This window comes from Microtetraspora fusca, assembly GCF_001570365.1.
Taxonomy (GTDB): Bacteria; Actinomycetota; Actinomycetes; order Streptosporangiales; family Streptosporangiaceae; genus Microtetraspora; species Microtetraspora fusca.
On sequence record NZ_BBYK01000053.1, the window covers coordinates 1 to 16,885 of the forward strand.

Below are 16,885 nucleotides of genomic sequence, written 5' to 3' on the forward strand. Positions count from 1 at the left end.
TAACCGGGCTGACCCAACGCGGACCAGGAGCTTCTCACCCGCGGGCCGGTCCGGCCCGCTCGGGCGATCCCGCTCCGGAACCGGGGGAGGAGCCCCGGCCGCCCGCTCGGCCTGACCGGGACTCCAGGGGCCGGCCGCGTCCGTCCGCCGCCGGCCCCCGGGCGGATGTCAGCCCCGCGCGCGCAGCGCGGCGGCGAACCACTCGAAGGCGGGGACGCTCGGCGGGAAGGGCGGCCTGCCGTTCAGTACGCCGATGAGCTGCCAGTACCGCTCCACCCGGCGGTCGGTGAACGTCTCCACGTCGTCGGCCAGCCGGGCGCGCTCCGCGGCGGGCAGTGCGGGACCGACGATCCGGTCCAGGACCACGCCGCCCTCCGGCGATCCCGGGTCCACGCCGTCGGCCACCGCCGTCCGGCCGGGTACGGCGTAGCCTGGCCGCAGCGGATCGGGACCGGCACGGTGGACGGTGATGCGACGGTGGGACGCGGGATGGGCGACTCCATGGCGGCGGAGTTGCTGGCCGCGGCGCGCGCCGGCGACGCCGAGGCGTTCGGCCGCCTGGTCGGGCCGTACCGGGACGAGCTGCGCGCGCACTGCTACCGGATGCTGGGCTCCCTCCACGACGCGGAGGACGCCGTGCAGGAGACCCTGGACCGGGCCTGGCGCGGCGTGGCGCGCTTCGAGGACCGGGGGACGATACGCCCCTGGCTCTACAAGATCGCCACAAATCGGTCGCTGACGCTCGCCGAGCGACGGGGGAGGCGGGAGCTGCCCCCCGACCTGGGCCGGGATGGCGCGCCGAGCGCGGAGGCGACCTGGCTCGAACCGTACCCGGACCGGCTGATGGGCTGGACGGAGGAGCTGGGACCGGAGGCCCGCGCGGTGGCCAGGGAGAGCGTGGAGCTCGCCTTCGTCGCCGCGCTCCAGCACCTCTCGCCGCACCAGCGGGCCGCACTGCTCCTGCGCGACGTCCTCGGCTACAGCGCCGCCGAGACCGCCGGCCTGCTGGAGACCAGCGTCGCGGCGGCCAACAGCGCGCTCCAGCGGGCCAGGGCGTCGGTCGTCCGCCTGGCCCCGCCGGTCTCCCAGCGCCGGACGCTGGACGCGCTCGGCGACAAGGACCTGCGCGAGCTGGCCCGGCGGTACACGGCCGCCTGGGAGGCCAGGGATGTGGACGCCATCGTCGCGATGCTGACGGAGGACGCGAGGTACGCGATGCCGCCGCTGACGGCCTGGTTCATGGGCCGCGACGGCATCCGCGACTTCCTCACCGAGGGGGCGCTGCGACAGCGCTGGCGCTTCGTGCCCGCGCCGGCGAACGGGCAGCTCGCGTTCGGCACGTACATGTGGGATGACGGCAGGGGCGCGTACGTCGCGGCGGGCCTCGACCTGCTCGCCTTGCGCGGCACGCTCGTCGCCGAGGTTGTCTCGTTCCTGGACACGGACTTCGCGGCGTTCGGCCTGCCCCCGGAACTGCGAGTTTGAAGAGATTCGCCGCGATCCGATGATTTCGCGGAGCCACGCAGGTTGTCCTCCTGACACGACACATCGATCCAGGAAGGACACCGACAGATGCGGACGGACGAGCGGGCGATCCGCGCCCTGATCGAGCGCTGGGCCGAGGCGGTCCACGACGGCGACATGAACGGCGTGCTCGCCGACCACGCCGAGGACATCGTGATGTTCGACGTGCCGCCGCCGCACGAGGGCGTGCGCGGCCTCGACGCCTACCGCGAGACGTGGCCGCCGTTCTTCCGATGGCAGGCCGAGGGCGCGTCGTTCGCGATCGAGTCGCTGGAGGTGACGGCGGGTGACGACGTCGCGTACGCGTACGCTCTGCTGCGGTGCGGCACCGCGAAGGAGCTCGCCGACGCCCCGGAGAACCGGCTGCGCGTGACGCTCGGCCTGCGCAAGGAGGGCGGCCGGTGGGTCGTCGCCCACGAGCACCACTCGTTCCCGCTCACCGCGACCGGCGACGCCTCCGAAGCGCGGGACGACGCGGCCGCCGAGCGGGAGGTGCGACTGCTCCACGAGCGGTGGTTCGCCGGCACCGCGGCGCGGGACCTCGACGGCTTGACGGCCGCCATCGCTCAGGACGTCGTTTCGTACGAGCACGACGCGCCGCTGCGGCACCTCGGTGTGGAGGCCGTGCGGGAGGTCTGCCGGCAGGGCCTCGACGCGGCCGGCGACGCCGCGGTGAGCTGGGACGTCCCCGATCTGGAGATCGTGGTCCGGGACGACCTCGCGGTCGCGTGGGGGCTCAACCGGGTCCGGGGCGCGGAGCCCGGCGGCCGGATCGCCGAGAGCTGGTCGCGCGGGACGCGGGTGTTCGCGCGGAGGGACGGCACCTGGCTGATGATCCACCAGCACCTCTCCTTCCCCTACGACCCGGCGACCGGCGAGGCACGGACCGACCTGCGGCTCTGACCCCCGTCTACGACTTCCGTTCCGCGGGCGTACGCCGAACGGTGAGGCACCGGATCCCTCCGCGGGACGACGTGCGGCCCGCGGCCCCGCCAATAGCGTCGTGACCATGAAGATCACGAGAACGGCGCTGCCGGTGGCGGTGGCGCTGCTGGCCGCCGCGACCTTCGCGGCGCCCGCCCACGCGGTGTCGCCGCCGAGTCTGAACGGCGTGTGGCGGACCGACGGGTACGGCACCGTCCTGTCGATCGAGGGCACGCGCCTGCGGATGTACGAGATCACGGAGATCAGCTGCCTGCCGTCCGGTGAGCCCTTCACCCGGATCGGCCGGGGCCGCGACGGCGCGGTGACGTACGGCGTCGGGAGCACGGTGATGATCAGCGTGCGGCCCGAAGGCCGCGATCGGGCGCGGGTCGACTACATGGGCGACGTGGCGGACAAGGGGCTGCGGCGGCTGTCCACGCTGCCCGCGCGGTGTTCGCGTCCCATGCCGAAGGACCCGGTGACCTCGTTCGACGTCTTCTGGCAGACCTACGAGGAGAACTACCTGGACTTCGCGGCCAAGGGAGTCGACTGGCGGGCCACGCGGGAGCGCTACCGGCCCAAGGTGAACTCCCGGACCGACGACGAGCGCCTGTTCCGGATCCTCACCCAGATGATCGGGCCGCTCGGGGACGCGCACACCGGCATCCAGCGGGACGAACGGCACCGCTTCATCGGCAGGCGGCCCGGCACGCGACTGCCGCTGGGCGGCGACCTCAAACCGAGGATCGACCGCGCCCTCGCCGCGTACCTGCGCGTCCCGGCCCGCACCTGGGGAGCCGGGGAGCTCGCCTACGCCGACCTGCCCGGCGGCCTGGGCTATCTGCGGGTGACCGGGTTCGGCGACTACGCGGGCGCCGACGCCACCCTCGACGAGGAGCGCGCCGAACTGGACCGGGCGCTCGACGCGGTCTTCACCTCGTCGCGGGTACGCGACCTGCGCGGGCTCGTCATCGACGTGCGCTACAACACCGGTGGGTACGACGACCTCGGGCTGCGAATCGCCTCCCGGCTGACCCGCGCGCCCTATGTCGCGTACACCAAACGGGCCCGCAACGACCCCCGGGACCCGGCCGGCCGCACCCCGTGGCAGACGGTCACCGTCCAGCCGGGCCGCGGTCCCGTCTACGAGGGGCCTGTCGCGGTGCTGACCGGCGACATGACGGTCAGCGCCGGTGAGACCTTCACCATGGCGCTCATGGGACGCACGCCGGAGCCACGCAGGTTCGGCGGCGCGACCCAGGGCGCCTTCTCCGACATCCTGGGCCGCACCCTGCCCAACGGCTGGCGGTTCGGCCTGTCGAACGAGGACTACCGCACCCGTTCCGGGCGGACCTTCGAGGGGACCGGCATCCCGCCGCACACCCGTACGCCGGTCTTCACCGACGCCGAGCTGAACGGCGGCCGCGACTCGGCGATGGACGCGGCCCGCGCCTGGCTGTCGGGGACGGGCCCGGTGACCGTCTCGCCGTGACGGGGGACCACCGGAAAGCGGAGGGGCCCGCCCGGCGTGACCGGACGGGCCCCTCTGGACCAGGTGTCGTCAGCCGGCCTGGCCGTCCGACGGGGGCGCGGCGGTGACCGGCGAGGTGGGCTGCGAGGTCGCCTCGCCGTCCTCGTAGCCCTTCGCCGACGCCGTCACGCGCACGGAGATGTGCGCGCCGCGGTCGTGTCCTGTGACGTGGTAGGTCCGGGCGGTGGCCCCGGCGATCGGGGCGCCGTCGCGGAGCCACTGGTAGGCCACCTGCTCCGCCTTCGGGCTCCAGGTGCCGGGCGACGCCTTGAGCGACCATCCGATCTTCGCGACGCCGGTCACGGTCGGGGCCTCGACGGACTCGAAGGCGCCGGGCGCGACAGGAGCCGTGGCCGCCGACCGCGCCGACGCGGCGGCGAAGTACGGGTCGTCCACGGTCACCTCGACCGTCACCGCCTTGCCGAGGTCGGCGACAACCGGCCGATACGTGTCACCGGTCGCACCGGGGACCGCGACGCCGTCCACGTACCACTGGTAGGTGAAGCCCGCCACCTGGCGCGACCACGAGCCGGCGGACGCGGTCAGCTCGGCCCCCACCTTGGCGACGCCGCCGACGGCGGGAGGCGCGGTGTTGGTCACCGCCGACCCGTGCGCGTCGTTCAGGTCCACCTCGGCCGCCCGGACGAACACCTGCCGGTGGGCGTACCAGAGCTGGTAGTACCTGTCCTGGCCCTTGAGGTCGGTGCGGTCGCCGGGGGCCGACCCGTCGAACGTCGTCGCCCGGTAGTAGTCCGTGACCACGTCGTCGTCGCTGACGGCGTACGTCTGCCCGACCGGGATCTTGTACTCCAGCGCCGAGAGCGCCTGGACGGGGATGCCGGTGCCGGCGTACGCGGCGGTCTCGGGATAGGCCCGGCCGTAGATCGAGGCGGGCTGGGTCGCGGCCGGCTTAACAGTGACCGTCTTGGCGAGCGTACGGACGACCACGGGCTTGTCGGCCGGGTTGCGCAGCCAGGCGAGCGAGCCCGCCCACCACACGCCCAGCCAGTCGCCGCGCACCTCGGCGACGACGAGCTTGTGGCCGGAGACGACGCGCGCGCTGATGTCGCTCGCGTGGGTCGTGCCGTTGGCGCCGTCCGGCTTCCACCCCGGGTCCTTGGCGAGCGGCGCGCTGTCGGACGGCGACTGGCGGAGCGGGACGAAGTTCGTGCCCGCGCCGGGGACGCAGTCCGGCGAGGGCGGCGACGCGGTCGCGCAGCCGGTCACGGTTTGCGGGTTGTCGCGGTAGCCGGTCCGCACCTCCACGACGTCTCCCGGCGCGACGTCCGCGGTGGCCTTCCGGGTGCCGCCGATCGGGGCGCCGAGCAGCTCGAAGTAGTGGTCCCAGTCCCAGTACGGCCCCGGGTCCCAGTGGACGCTCTTGGTGTTGCCGAACACGGTGCCCGGCACCTGGTCGTGGCCGATGATGTGCGCCCGGTCCAGCGGGATGCCGTACTTTCCGGAGAGGTGCTTCACCAGCGCTGCGGAGGTCTGGTACATCGCCTCGGTGAACCAGCCCGCCATCCCGGCGAAGCCCTCGTGCTCGATGCCGATCGCGTGCATGTTCACGTACCAGTTGCCGGCGTGCCAGCCGACGTCCTTGGCGTCGAGGTGCTGGGCGATGTGGCCGTCGGAGGACCGGATCGTGTAGTTCCACGCCAGGTACGTGGGGTCCTGGGCGAGCCGCACCGAGGGACCGAAGTACCCCTCGGTGTCGTGGATGACGATGTACTTGAGCTTCGGTCCTCCCGGCCCGGTCCGGTCGGCGAGGTCGTGGTTGCCGTAGTCGGTCGTGCCGTTCGGCGCCGTCGGGGAGCCCTTGGCGTACGGCGCCTCCAGCCACTCGCAGTCGAGTCCGGCCGGGCAGTCCACCGCGGGGGCGGCGGCCGCCTGCGCGCGGGGGAGCGCGACCGAGGGGTCGGCGGCGAGCGTCACCTTCTGGCCGTCGTCGGTGACGCGGCTCTCGCCCTTCTGGAGGGTCTGGTAGACCTGCCGGGCGAAGTCGCTCCGGGCGCCGAAGCGCGCCACCGCGTCCTGCCAGGAGGCGAGGTCGTCGCCCGCCCGCTGGGTGGACGCGTGGCCGGAGGCGGCGGACGCGCGGTAGGACGCCAGCAACGCCGCGCCACCGCAGATGTTGGCGTTCGGCTCGCCGGTCAGGGCGGCGGCCGTCAGGCCGGTCAGCTCGGCCGCCGCCGCGACCTGGCTCTTCGCCTCGGTCGCGCGGCCCTTGCCCGCGCCGTCCCATGCCTCGGGCGTCCGGGTGTTCAGGTCGAACACGCCGTAGCCGCCGTCACTGCTGGGCCCGCCCTGGTGGTGGTCCCAGCGCGACAGCATGTACGCCACCGCCTTCAGCAGGGACTCCGGCACGTCCGCGGCGCGGGCCGCCTCGGAAAACGCTTCCTCTCTGCTGGGCGCGGACAGCGTCTCCGCGCAGGACACCGGCGCCTCGGGCGCCCGCGCTGATGTGGCGCCCAGCGCGGCGGGCGCGACGGACAGCGACACCGTCGCCGCCGCCATGCCCATGATCGCGACACTCCGGAGTGAAGATCTCACGTGATGCGACCCCTTCTCGTACTGCCTGTGGGGGTTCAGGCCGGGGTAATCACACCGCTGTGATCGCCCCTAACGCCAGGGCTGTCCGCAAATCTCGGCAAGATTGTAATTTTTCGCCAGGCATTGCCGGTCGGATGAAAATCACCGTCTCGGCGGGGTGGAGCTTCCGAAGCCGCCGCTACGCCCGCTGGGAGCCGCGGCCCAGGGGCACACCCTCGACACAGGAAGGCCGTCGCCATAGTACACATCGCGTAGTACGCGGCATGTACTATTCCTGACGCGTGCCCGGCGTCCGGCCCACGTGATCGACACAGCCTCTACGGCGGGCCGCGCCTGCTCGTGGTCGCTCACGCGCAGGGGCACCACGGAACCACCCGCGAAGGGATGAATGATCAGTGACCGAACCCGATGCGCGGACGCTCCCCCAGGAACATCGCGCACTGCCGGCCACGGCGACGGCGCTGCGCATCGCCGCCGTGGCCGGGGCGGCGGCGATGCCCGCGTCGGTGGTGTTTCGTGACGGAATCTGGGCCTGGCTGGGATCCGGTGGCCAACCCGACACGACCACCCAACTCGCCACGCTCACCGTTACCGGGGCCGTCGCCACCGCCGTACTGGCCTTCGGCGTGTGCCTGCTCCTCACCCGGTCCGCCGGCCGAGGAGGGGCGACGCGTCCACGGCGATGGCGCTCATGGGCACGGCGGGCCGTGAACACCATCACGGTGGCCGCGTTCAGCCTCGTGGTGTTCAGCGGCGCGTACGTCGCACTGGTGGCCGCACGGCATGGCGAACCGGTCACCCTGCCCACCCCCACCGGCCCCCATCGCATCGGCCGGGCGACGTTCGACTGGACCGACAACGCCCGCGTCGACCCCCTGGCCCCACGCCCCGGCGGCGCGCGGCGACTGTCGGTGTGGCTGTGGTACCCGGCCGCCCCCGGCGCGAAAGGACGGCCCGCACCCTACGCCCCTGGCGCCTGGGGCGGGCTCCACTTTCCCGGTGTGCTCGGATTGGGAGAGAGCGACTTCGCCGCCCTCCGCACCCACGCCCTGCAGGACGTGCCGGTGGCCGAGGGCCGGTTCCCGGTGGTGGTCCTCGAGCCCGGTCTGGGCCTGGCCGCGCCGCAGTACAGCACGCTGGCGGAGAATTTGGCCAGCCACGGCTACCTGGTCGCCGGGGTCACCCCCACCTACAGTGCCAACCTGACCGTCCTCGACGGCCGCGCGGTACCCGCCACCACCGCGGGCAACCCGCCGGAACTCGAGGCCGCCGACCTGCACACCGGTCGTGCCGCCGAGGTCGGCGACCGCCTGGTCGGCGTATGGGCCGCCGACGCCCGCTTCGCCGCCGCCCAGGTCACCGAGCTTGGCCGGAGCGGACGGTTCGCCGGACACGTGGACGCGGCACACACCGCGTATCTGGGTCACTCGTTCGGCGGCGCGGCCTCGCTGGAGGCCTGCCGTACCGACCGGCACTGCATCGGCGCGGCCGACCTGGACGGCACTCAGTTCGGACCCGTCGTCCGTACCGGCCTCGCCGCACCGTTGATGATCCTCGGCAGCCAGAACTCCTGCGTCACCGGCACGTGTCGCCCCGCCACCCCCGGCGGGCAGGCAGATCGCGCCACCGCCCGCACCCTGCTGTCGGCCGGCACCGGGTCCGCCTCGTCCGCCCAGATCGACGGCGCCGGTCACTTCAACTTCAGCGACTACCCCGTCTACTTCCTGGCCGCGCCCCTCCGGGGCCTGCTCGCCCTCGGCCCCATCGACGGCCGCGAAGGGCTCGACGTCATCGACGCCCGCCTCGTCGCGTTCCTCGACCATGCCGCGGCGGCCGGCACCTGAACCTCATCCAGGGCCCACCGGAGTGGTCATTCGGGTGCGAGCTCTTCGTCCGGGGCTACTTGAGATCGGCGAGGAGGTCGTCGAGGGCCTTGTTGAGGGCTTCGGAGTTGGCCGGGGTGAACCATGTGGTGCGGATGCGTTCGTTGCTTCCGTTCGGGGTCTCATGGTCGGCCGCGAGTTGGTGCAGGGAGCGGGTCTCGTCGCTCAGGGCGCGACCGACGCCCTGGAAGAGGTCTCGGACGTAGCGGTCGGCGTCGTCGGAGGCGATGCCCTGGGCGGCGGCCCACGAGGTGAGCGTGGCCAGATACGTGTAGTGGGTGGTCAGCGTCCCCGTCAGCGCGGAGAAGACGTTGAAGGCGGCCTCGTCCGCGACGGGGAGCGCTCCACCCATCTGCTCGAAGAGCGAGTTCACCTCCGGGTGCGACGGGTACACCACCGTGACGGAGCGGCGTTCGCGTATGGCGGGCAGGGGGATGGCCCGTACCAGCGGGGCGTCGGTGGCCAGTGTCCGTCGCAGGTCGTCGTTGCCGACGCCCGCCATCACGTTGACCACGATCTTGTCGTCGTCCACCCTCAGGCGGGCGAGTGCTTCGTGCCGGTCTTGGCGGCGTACGGCGATGATCACCATCTCGGAGCGGTCCACCACCTCCTGGTTGCCGGCGCATACCTGTACGCCCTCGTAGCGCTCGGCCAGCTCGGCGGCCGTGCGGGCTCCCCGGGGGGAGAGGAAGACCTCTGGCGACGCGCCGCCCCCGTGACACAGGCCCATCACGATGGCCCGGCCGATCTCGCCCACTCCGATGATGCCGATGCGTTTCACAGTGTCTTCCTCCATGGTGCGCGGTGGTCGTGACCCATGTTGGGCCGGGTCTGCGGTGGTGAGTCTGTGTCAGTGGAGTCCATGCCGCGGGCGGGCGACCGTCGCGATGACGGTGAGCCCAACTACATCGCTGCGGCGGCCCGTCGCTCGAGAGGCGTCTTGGTCAGCGGAGTACTGCGCCTTCGGCGCAGGTGGTGAGGGAGGCGCGGAGGAAGTCGAGGATCTCCGTCCGCGCGGCCTCGGCCTGCGGCGCCACGCCGGGCAGGGTGAGGAACGCGTGCGGCGCTTCGGGGTATTCGGTGAGCCGCGCGGGCGTTCCGGCTGCCTTGAGTGCTTCGGCGTAGCGGCGGCCGTGATCGGCCACCGGGTCGTGGGTCGGCACCACCACCAGCGCGGAGGCGAGTCCGCTCAGGTCATCGGCATACAGCGGCGACAGCACGCGAGGATCGGTTCCGGGGGGAACGGCCAACCGGTGGAACAGCTGCAGCTGTGGCACGGAGGCGGTCGGGGTGGTGGCGTGCTGGGTGATCGAGGGGTAGTCGAACATCGACTCGGTCACATCGACGGCGGGGTTGACCAGCACCTGCGCCCGCAGGTCCAGGCCGGCCTTCTTGGCCCGGATCGCCGTCAGCGCGCTGATCAACGCGCCGCATGGAAGAGCTGCTGCAGGCCCTGCGAGCGTCGGGTCTGCCCGACGAGGAGATCCCGGCGCGCTACCACCGGATCGTGATCCTCATCGCCGCGTTGATCGCCTCCGAGGCCGGGGTCAGCATCATCACCCCCGAAGAGTACGAACAGGGCATGGAGCTGTTCCGTGTCGCGGTACTGGGCGCCGACCCCGAACGCTTCCCCGCCCTGGCCCACTTCGCCCGCGACGTCCGCCCTCTCGGGGCGGACCGCCACGCCGCATTCGAAGAGATCCTCGCCGTCCAGCTCGCCCACATCGAGGCCGGAATCCGCTGACCCGCCCTCTCGGCCGGCTGACGATGCGGGCCCGGCGCTTGCCGGTGGTGACCACCCGGATCATCGGCAGCCACAGGGGCATCCCCGAGGCGCCCGCGACGACGAAATAGATCACGATCCGCGCTGCGATCGGCCGCCACTGTGTAGTCGCCGCTTGCGTGCATCCGATACCGAGCGGCGGGCCTCCAGCGCCGCCCGCTGCACCCCGCACGCGGGCGGAATCGTGCTCGACCTCGCGGGCCGGCAGGACCTACGCCGAGCCGCTCAGAACTGGACCGACCGGATGAACGTCGTCACCGTCGCCCCATCGCAAGACCGGTCTCGGCGTCCACGCCCTGCTCATGCACCCGGACGCCTGCGACGCCGCGCGCATTCCGTCCCGACACCGGGACGTACCTGCGCGCCGCGCCCGCCCGTTGACTCGCATCGAGTCGCCACGCCGACAGGATTGTCTGTCCGCATACTTCCCTATCTTTATCTAATAGCCGCACGCTTAGGTAGTTTAGGGAGTGATAGGGTATAAATCGTCTTAGAGCGGGCCTCGGAGGGGGATGCGGTGGCGCAGCAGTACTACTCGATCGACCAGGTGGCGGAGCTGCTGGATCTCCACGTGAGGACCGTGCGCGGCTACGTGCGGGACGGTCGGTTGAAGGCGACCCGCATCGGCAAGCAGTACCGGATCACGCGTGAGGATCTGGAGGCGTTCACCGGCGGCTCGGCACCCGCCCCGTCCCCGGCAGCGCCGAGGGCCGAGATGTCCGGCATCGTGCAGATCGACGGGATCGACCGCGACGCCGCGTCCCGCCTGGCCAACACCCTCATCGCGGGCGTCAACATCCCGCGCGCGGACGCTCGCCTGCACGTCCAGACCGTCTACGACGAACAGCGGGCCGCGCTCAAGGTCGTCATCCTCGGCGACCTGGAGGATACCGCGGAGCTGCTCAAAGTCATCAAAGCCTTGATCGGACCATCGACATGAGTGACATCTACAAATCCGCCGAGGGAGAGCGCATCCTGCGGGAGCGCTACCTCGCTTACCTGGACCGATGGCCGGTGCCCGCCGACCGGCTGCGCGTGCCGACCCGCCACGGGGAGACGTTCGTCATGGCGAGCGGCCCCGAGGACGCGCCGCCGCTCGTCCTGCTGCACGGCTCCGGCGCGAACACAGCGATGTGGATGGCCGACGTGCCGGCCTGGGCGGAGCACTTCCGCGTCCTCGCCGTCGACATGATCGGTGAGCCGGGGCTGAGCGCGCCCTCGCGCCCGCCCCTGGAATCCGACGCCCACGCGCTGTGGCTGGACGAGGTGCTGGACGCGCTGGGCGTCCGGCGTGCGGCGTTCGCCGGGACCTCCCTCGGCGGCTGGCTGGCCCTCGACTATGCCATCCGCCGTCCGGAGCGGGTCGAGCGGCTGGCGCTGCAGTGCCCGGGCGGGATCGGCCGACAGAAGTACGGCCTCCTGCTGGCGTCGGTGCTGCTGCTGCCGTTCGGCCGGTGGGGCACGCGACTGACGATGAACCGGGCTCTGGGGTCCGCGTCAACCGGGGCGACGCGGGAGGATCGGGAGCGCGGTGAGTACGTGATGCTCGTCCACCGGAACTTCCGGCCGCGGATGGAGAAGCTGCCGATCTTCGGCGACGACGCCCTGCGCGGCCTGACGATGCCGATGCTGGTCGTTCTCGGCGGCCGGGACGCGCTGATCGACTCCCACGGCACCCGCCGCCATCTCCAGCAGGCCGCGCCGCACGCGAGAATCTCCTCCTTTCCCGAGGTCGGCCACCTGATCATGGAGCAGACGCGACCGATCCTGGAGTTCCTGCTCGAGCGGGAAGCAGCGGCGTCCAGTGGCTGACACCCTGCGGGACTTGGCCCTCGGTACTGGTGGGCTCGCGTATTCAACTGTCGTCGGTTCTCGGGTGAAGCGAGGGCGGCGCTGACCGTATGTAGCGAGAGCAGCTCGGTGGCCCATCACCTTGCCCAGGCCGGCTTGGGCGGTGCCGCCGAGTGTGTTCGGTGGCTTCCCCGTTTCAATGCTCAGTCGTAAGTCTCCGCGGAGGTGCTGAACGAGATCCAGACGTCAGGAGGCAAGTCCGGCCGACCTGGTACCTGTCTGCGTTCCTCAGTCCATGCGTCGCCGGCGATCTCCGTGGCGACGCCAGAAGTGCACCGCGGCCATGTTGGCGTCCTGAAACGCGACTTCCCACGAACCCGGGTGCCTGGACACGATCTCCTGAACAGCGTGCAGCCCGATCCCCGTCCGCCGTGCGCCGCGCACCACAAAAAAGCTGTTCAGCACGCGCGTCGGGTCGGCCAGACTGCGGACGAACACGAAACCAGCAGGGCTGTCACCGCTCGTCAGGAGATATGGCGCCCAGTCGGGCTCAGAGAAGGCCATGTGGAGCCGAGAAGGTTCCGTCAGCGTTGGGCAGCAGAGCATGGAACTCCGACATGTCATGGCGGAACATCAGCCACTGCCGCTCCACTATGGGACGGTCGGCAATGCCTGCGAGGCGAATGGATACGTCCGGCACGAGAGACTCCTTTGCAGAGGTGGTCAACCAGCGAGCGCCGCATGCCCGGATCGGCAATACCAGGTCTCGGGAGGGCGCCCGCATGGTCAGCGCAGGTCCCCGGGTAAGCGGCCCCAGAGCATGAAAAAAGCCTCCCCGGCGGATGTTGTATCCGGGTCGGTCGCAGCCGGTACGCGGCCTCGGGGGTCAATGGAACCGTGGTTATCGGTGAGATTGATCATGGAGGCGGAGGCAACCACGCCGCCGACGGGGCTTAGCTCGGCCAGGGCCGGGCCGAGTTTCGCGGGCGCGGGTGCGGCGGATCAGTCACGTGGAGCGGTGAGCCGGGCTGCGGAGGTGCCCAGCCCGGTCGGGCCGGTCGGAAATGCAGTGGCCACGGGTGGGGTGCGGGAGATTCGCTGCGCTTGGAAGCGCTGTTCGACGAAAGGGTCCACGGGCTCGTCGCCGAAGATGTTGCTCAGGTGCGCGGTGAGGGCCGGCCGCAGGGGGATGCGGTGGCCGATCCGACGCTCGTGGTAACGCTCCTGGGTCTGCACGAACAGGAAGCCCGCGTGCGCGTAGTGCACCAGGGCATCGGGGGCGCCGCTGGCCACGAGGTCATCGATGAGGTCGAGATAGACCGACTGGTAGGCCGTCTGCCGCTGTTGTGCGCGGTGCTCGTCGGCAGTGGGCTGGTAGAGGTCCAGCTGGTAGATGCCCATGGCGGACTTGCACAGGTCCATGGAGATCCCATCGCAGATGGCCGCGTCCATGAGCCAGGTATTCGAGCAGGGACCGGCGTCCCATAGGCGGGCGACCCCGAGCAAGCAGCCGTAGGGGTTGCCAGAGTACGTGTGGTAGATGACCGCGTCCCAGACTCCGGCCGAGTCGTTGAGGCGCGAGTGCATGCTGGAGCGCTCACGGCCGGACATGAAGTCGAGCTTCTCTGCGTACTGGAACAGGTACTGGCGGACGAGTGCGAGCAGAACGTGCACGGCATCGTGCCCCCACCCCTGGTCGTCCAGCGCGGAGATGATGTCGCCGACCGTGCGGCCGTACATCCTGAACCGGCCCTGGACCAGGTCCAGCGGCGGGACGCACAGGTCGTCGCAGACCGTTGACACTCCGACATAGTGAAGGAATGCCGGCTGATCCGCATACCGCTCGCCACACCAGTTGGCCGCCCACTGGAGGGTATCCCGGCAGGTGTACATCGCGATGTCGGCGGCCGTCGTGTCGTTCTTGCGCCCCCAGTCCGTGTAGTCGATACGGGCGCCTTCGCCAGCGTCCGCCTGGGCGGCGGCCTCCCGCAGGACGGGCCACAGGTCCCTCTCGTGGGTCTTCGCCGTACCGGCCGCATAGCCCTCGCCACCCATCAGGAAGAACAGGTCGGCGGTGTCCTTGTTGTACGGGGACCGCCTCGACCGGGGAATTCCCGGCCTGGGTGCGCGTCTGGGGTAGTGCAGGTAGCCGCACCCGCTGGTGCTTGCGCACGCCGGGCCGCACCACATCGCGTGCGACAGCTCCAGCAGCTCCGTCACCGTACGGGCCTCGGCCAGCTCGTGTAGTGCCTCGGTCGCCGAGCGGCGGTAGTGGAGAGCATCCCGGGCCACTGGGACGGGCCGAAGCCCGGAATGGAGGTCAGCGGGCGTGAGCACCAAGACAGTCTGTCAGAGTGAGAGGGGTCGCCGTAGAACTCGCCGAAAATCGGGCGGATATGGCCCGATAGGCTCCTGATCTGAGGATCTTCGTGCTGCGGACGGGGTATGCTGCGCGACGAGCGCGACGCGGTCGACGCCATCGGCGAGGCCATGTACCTGGGCGCGACCTGGGTGGCGGTGCCGGTCGAGCGGCTGCAGGACGACTTCTTCCGGCTGCGCACCCGCGTCGCCGGCGACTTCCTCCAGAAGTTCGTCAACTACCGCCTCGGTGTGGCCGTCGTCGGCGACGTCTCCCCGTACACCGAGGCCAGTACCGTCCGCGAGAGCAACCGCGGCACGCACGTCTGGTTCGTCCCCGACGCCCAGGCGCTGCGCCTGCGTCTCACCGGGGCGTGACGCGCGCGTCTTCGGTTCGCGGCGGGTGATACCGAGGTATGCCATTCGGGTCTCGGCCGTCGCGTCCCGGGCTGACTCCCTCACGGATCCAGCGGACGATGGACGGCGACCTGCCGGAAAACATGATTTCCGGCATGAGATCACGCACCATCACGCTCGGGTGCGGCCTGCTGGCCGCGCTCACGCTCACGCCCGTCGCGGCGCACGCCGACATGACGGGGAGCACAGCGGGGGGACCGGCGGCCACCGTCCGCTACACCGCCTACGGCATTCCGCACATCACCGCCGACACCGTCGAGGGGTCGCGTTCGGCCAGGGCTACGCGCAGGCGCGGGACAACGCCTGCGCGATGGCCGGGGCGTACGTCACCGCCCGCGGCGAGCGGTCCCGATACTTCGGCCTGGAGCAACGCGATCGCGCTCCGGCGGCGGCCGCCGACTCCCGCGGCCAGGCGCTGCACACCGACATCCACGATGTCCTTAACGCGGCCGACCGCTGCGAGGTCACCATGCTGGACGCCGACGGCGACCGGGCGAGCCGTTCGCTTCATGGGTTCCCCAGGGGACTGATCGCCCGTGTGAGGACGCGGACCATATCGCCGGATATGCCGGAGGAGTCCCAGGTCGAGGTGCACTCCGCGGGCATCGCGTTCGTCCTGGACCGGATCATCGAGATCGACCGCGGCAGCGCCCGGGGGGGCGACCGCGGCTTGTGCACGGTCGGAGACTCGGCCCCGGTCCGCCATCGAGAGATGGACGGTCCACAAAGAGTCGCTCCTGCCGCCTCTGGCGCCGTTCCGCGACACTTCTAGATCTCAACAGCTCATGCCGCGTGGGCTTCGAACCACATCGAGCCGAGATCGTGCCCAGCGGTGAGACGCACGTCGGCGTCGAGGGCCGCGGCGAGGTGACGGAGCAGTGGAATCGTCGGCGTGGTTCCGCCTTCCTCGATGCACTCGATCTCATCCTCGGTCATCCCCGCCCGCTCGGCCAACGCGGCCACGCTCAGCCCCAACGCCATCCGCCGGTCGTACAGAGCCTTTCCGAAGGCCAGCGCCTCACGAATGGCGATCCGCTCCGGGTCCTCGGCCTCGAATTCCGAACGCATCCAGCGGGTGTGGTAGCCAGCCATCACACGTGCCTTTCGAACGTCACGGCCACCGGGCTCCGGTGATCACGCTCGCAGACCTTCTGCGCCCGTACCGCCCGGTCAATCTGCCTCTGATCATGCTGTCTGGTCTTGTGAAAGACAGTGAGCAACACGATTGTCCTCTCCGGAGTACACCAGTACGTAACCCGGGCTGCAATATCGCGCAAGCGGACCCGTAGCTCCCACACGGATCCCTCCAAATGGTCGGCCCAGGGGCCGCCCAATTCTGTGCCCTTCTCGGCCAGCAGCCCCGCCACCTCGTCGACTCGCTTGAAGTCGCTGTCGCTGAGCTTCTCCAGCCACTCGCGGACCTCGGGCTCAAGTTCGAACGAATACAGTCTGCGCACGTACCAGGCCCTCTCTTCGGCGAACCGGGCCACACTAACGACGCGAGCCCGACACCGGCGGCCGGATGGCGAAATCAAGCGGTCGCGTTGAGTGATGCTCGTTCTCGCCGCGATGGCGTGCTGATCGTGGATGACACCGGCTTCCTGAAGAAGGGCGACAAGCCGGGCGGGGTGCAGCGCCATTACTCCGGCACGGCGGGCCGGATCGAGAACTCCCAGCTTGGCGTGTTCCTCGCCTACGCCTCCCCGCTGGGCCGGACGCTGATCGACGCCGAGCTGTATCCGCCGAAGTTCTGGACTGATGACCGGGAGCGTTGCGTCCGGGCAGGCATCGGCGAGGAGGTGGCGTTCACCACCAAGCCGGTGCCGGCCCGAACGATGCCGGCCCGCGCAGGCCGGCCTATAGGCGTGGGCTGGTGATGAATCGGCCGTGACAGACCCTTTATGATGACGAATCGGTAGTATGGAACGGGGTTCGCAAATGAATCAAGCGTGGGAGCTGCCGCGTCCTGCCGTCACGGCTTCCGAAGCAAACGCGATCGCGAGAGACCTGTTCGGCGTTGAAGGGGACGCAGCCGAGCTCGCAGCCAACAGGAGCCGACAGGACCAGAACTTCCCACGGGCGCGAGAAGAAAGCGTGCTTGACCAGTTCGTCACCCGACCC

18 protein-coding genes and 1 pseudogene are annotated in these 16,885 nt (G+C 70.7%); 10 read left to right on the forward strand and 9 right to left on the reverse strand.

Translation table 11 applies throughout. The features are described from left to right. Positions 1 to 168: 168 nt before the first annotated feature. Complete coding sequence (locus AWQ68_RS42650) at positions 169 to 393, reverse strand: hypothetical protein (RefSeq protein ID WP_218006978.1); 225 nt, start codon at positions 391 to 393, stop codon at positions 169 to 171. 96 nt (positions 394 to 489) lie between these two features. Here AWQ68_RS42650 and AWQ68_RS22530 point away from each other — a divergent pair, with 96 nt between their 5' ends. The 3 genes from AWQ68_RS22530 (at position 490) to AWQ68_RS22540 (ending at position 3,940) form a co-directional block, all read left to right on the forward strand. Then, entirely contained in the window at positions 490 to 1,485 is a 996-nt protein-coding gene (locus tag AWQ68_RS22530) for a sigma-70 family RNA polymerase sigma factor (protein ID WP_066943343.1), read from the forward strand. 87 nt (positions 1,486 to 1,572) lie between these two features. Continuing rightward, positions 1,573 to 2,427 (forward strand): SgcJ/EcaC family oxidoreductase, encoded by an 855-nt coding sequence (locus tag AWQ68_RS22535; protein ID WP_066943345.1) that lies wholly within the window; start codon positions 1,573 to 1,575, stop codon positions 2,425 to 2,427. Between the two features lie 106 nt (positions 2,428 to 2,533). Continuing rightward, complete coding sequence (locus tag AWQ68_RS22540) at positions 2,534 to 3,940, forward strand: S41 family peptidase (RefSeq protein ID WP_066943619.1); 1,407 nt, start codon at positions 2,534 to 2,536, stop codon at positions 3,938 to 3,940. 69 nt (positions 3,941 to 4,009) lie between these two features. Here AWQ68_RS22540 and AWQ68_RS22545 read toward each other — a convergent pair whose 3' ends face one another. Beyond that, complete coding sequence (locus tag AWQ68_RS22545; protein ID WP_157545593.1) at positions 4,010 to 6,532, reverse strand: N-acetylmuramoyl-L-alanine amidase; 2,523 nt, start codon at positions 6,530 to 6,532, stop codon at positions 4,010 to 4,012. Positions 6,533 to 6,927: 395 nt separating this feature from the next. Here AWQ68_RS22545 and AWQ68_RS22550 point away from each other — a divergent pair, with 395 nt between their 5' ends. Further along, positions 6,928 to 8,376, forward strand: a complete 1,449-nt coding sequence (locus AWQ68_RS22550; protein WP_218006979.1) for an alpha/beta hydrolase — start codon at positions 6,928 to 6,930, stop codon at positions 8,374 to 8,376. Between the two features lie 55 nt (positions 8,377 to 8,431). On the opposite strand, the gene AWQ68_RS22555 is transcribed toward AWQ68_RS22550, so the two are convergent. Both AWQ68_RS22555 and AWQ68_RS22560 read right to left on the reverse strand, forming a co-directional pair. After that, complete coding sequence (locus AWQ68_RS22555; RefSeq protein WP_245656038.1) at positions 8,432 to 9,196, reverse strand: NAD(P)-binding domain-containing protein; 765 nt, start codon at positions 9,194 to 9,196, stop codon at positions 8,432 to 8,434. A 163-nt stretch (positions 9,197 to 9,359) separates the two neighbouring features. Continuing rightward, complete coding sequence (locus AWQ68_RS22560) at positions 9,360 to 9,839, reverse strand: alpha/beta hydrolase fold domain-containing protein (protein WP_218006980.1); 480 nt, start codon at positions 9,837 to 9,839, stop codon at positions 9,360 to 9,362. An 8-nt stretch (positions 9,840 to 9,847) separates the two neighbouring features. Between AWQ68_RS22560 and AWQ68_RS22565 the strand changes: the two genes are divergently transcribed. From AWQ68_RS22565 to AWQ68_RS22575, 3 genes are all read left to right on the forward strand, one after another. Continuing rightward, on the forward strand, positions 9,848 to 10,159 hold the full coding sequence (locus tag AWQ68_RS22565) for a hypothetical protein (protein WP_218006981.1): 312 nt from the start codon (positions 9,848 to 9,850) through the stop codon (positions 10,157 to 10,159). A gap of 556 nt (positions 10,160 to 10,715) precedes the next feature. Further along, complete coding sequence (locus tag AWQ68_RS22570) at positions 10,716 to 11,138, forward strand: helix-turn-helix domain-containing protein (protein ID WP_066943351.1); 423 nt, start codon at positions 10,716 to 10,718, stop codon at positions 11,136 to 11,138. Beyond that, on the forward strand, positions 11,135 to 12,010 hold the full coding sequence (locus AWQ68_RS22575) for an alpha/beta fold hydrolase (protein ID WP_066943353.1): 876 nt from the start codon (positions 11,135 to 11,137) through the stop codon (positions 12,008 to 12,010). The genes AWQ68_RS22570 and AWQ68_RS22575 overlap by 4 nt, the downstream gene beginning before the upstream one ends. A 267-nt stretch (positions 12,011 to 12,277) precedes the next feature. Here the strand turns inward: AWQ68_RS22575 and AWQ68_RS44305 are convergent, their stop codons facing one another. From AWQ68_RS44305 to AWQ68_RS22585, 3 genes are all read right to left on the reverse strand, one after another. Further along, positions 12,278 to 12,553, reverse strand: coding sequence for a GNAT family N-acetyltransferase (locus AWQ68_RS44305; RefSeq protein ID WP_218006982.1), 276 nt, complete (start codon positions 12,551 to 12,553; stop codon positions 12,278 to 12,280). Then, positions 12,540 to 12,689 (reverse strand): hypothetical protein, encoded by a 150-nt coding sequence (locus AWQ68_RS44310; RefSeq protein ID WP_218006983.1) that lies wholly within the window; start codon positions 12,687 to 12,689, stop codon positions 12,540 to 12,542. The genes AWQ68_RS44305 and AWQ68_RS44310 overlap by 14 nt, the downstream gene beginning before the upstream one ends. A 302-nt stretch (positions 12,690 to 12,991) precedes the next feature. Next, positions 12,992 to 14,281 (reverse strand): hypothetical protein, encoded by a 1,290-nt coding sequence (locus AWQ68_RS22585; protein ID WP_066943355.1) that lies wholly within the window; start codon positions 14,279 to 14,281, stop codon positions 12,992 to 12,994. Positions 14,282 to 14,434: 153 nt separating this feature from the next. On the opposite strand from AWQ68_RS22585, the gene AWQ68_RS22590 reads away from it, so the two are divergent. Next, positions 14,435 to 14,725 (forward strand): DUF4180 domain-containing protein, encoded by a 291-nt coding sequence (locus AWQ68_RS22590; protein WP_066943357.1) that lies wholly within the window; start codon positions 14,435 to 14,437, stop codon positions 14,723 to 14,725. Positions 14,726 to 14,885: 160 nt separating this feature from the next. After that, positions 14,886 to 15,536 (forward strand): penicillin acylase family protein, encoded by a 651-nt coding sequence (locus AWQ68_RS22595; protein WP_174554133.1) that lies wholly within the window; start codon positions 14,886 to 14,888, stop codon positions 15,534 to 15,536. Positions 15,537 to 15,547: 11 nt separating this feature from the next. Here AWQ68_RS22595 and AWQ68_RS22600 read toward each other — a convergent pair whose 3' ends face one another. Continuing rightward, positions 15,548 to 15,832 (reverse strand): helix-turn-helix domain-containing protein, encoded by a 285-nt coding sequence (locus AWQ68_RS22600; protein WP_245656039.1) that lies wholly within the window; start codon positions 15,830 to 15,832, stop codon positions 15,548 to 15,550. A 23-nt stretch (positions 15,833 to 15,855) separates the two neighbouring features. Then, positions 15,856 to 16,254 (reverse strand): type II toxin-antitoxin system RelE/ParE family toxin, encoded by a 399-nt coding sequence (locus AWQ68_RS22605; protein WP_245656040.1) that lies wholly within the window; start codon positions 16,252 to 16,254, stop codon positions 15,856 to 15,858. 78 nt (positions 16,255 to 16,332) lie between these two features. Between AWQ68_RS22605 and AWQ68_RS22610 the strand changes: the two are divergent. Then, positions 16,333 to 16,629: pseudogene (locus AWQ68_RS22610) on the forward strand (transposase); the annotation flags it as partial. Positions 16,630 to 16,885 lie beyond the last annotated feature (256 nt).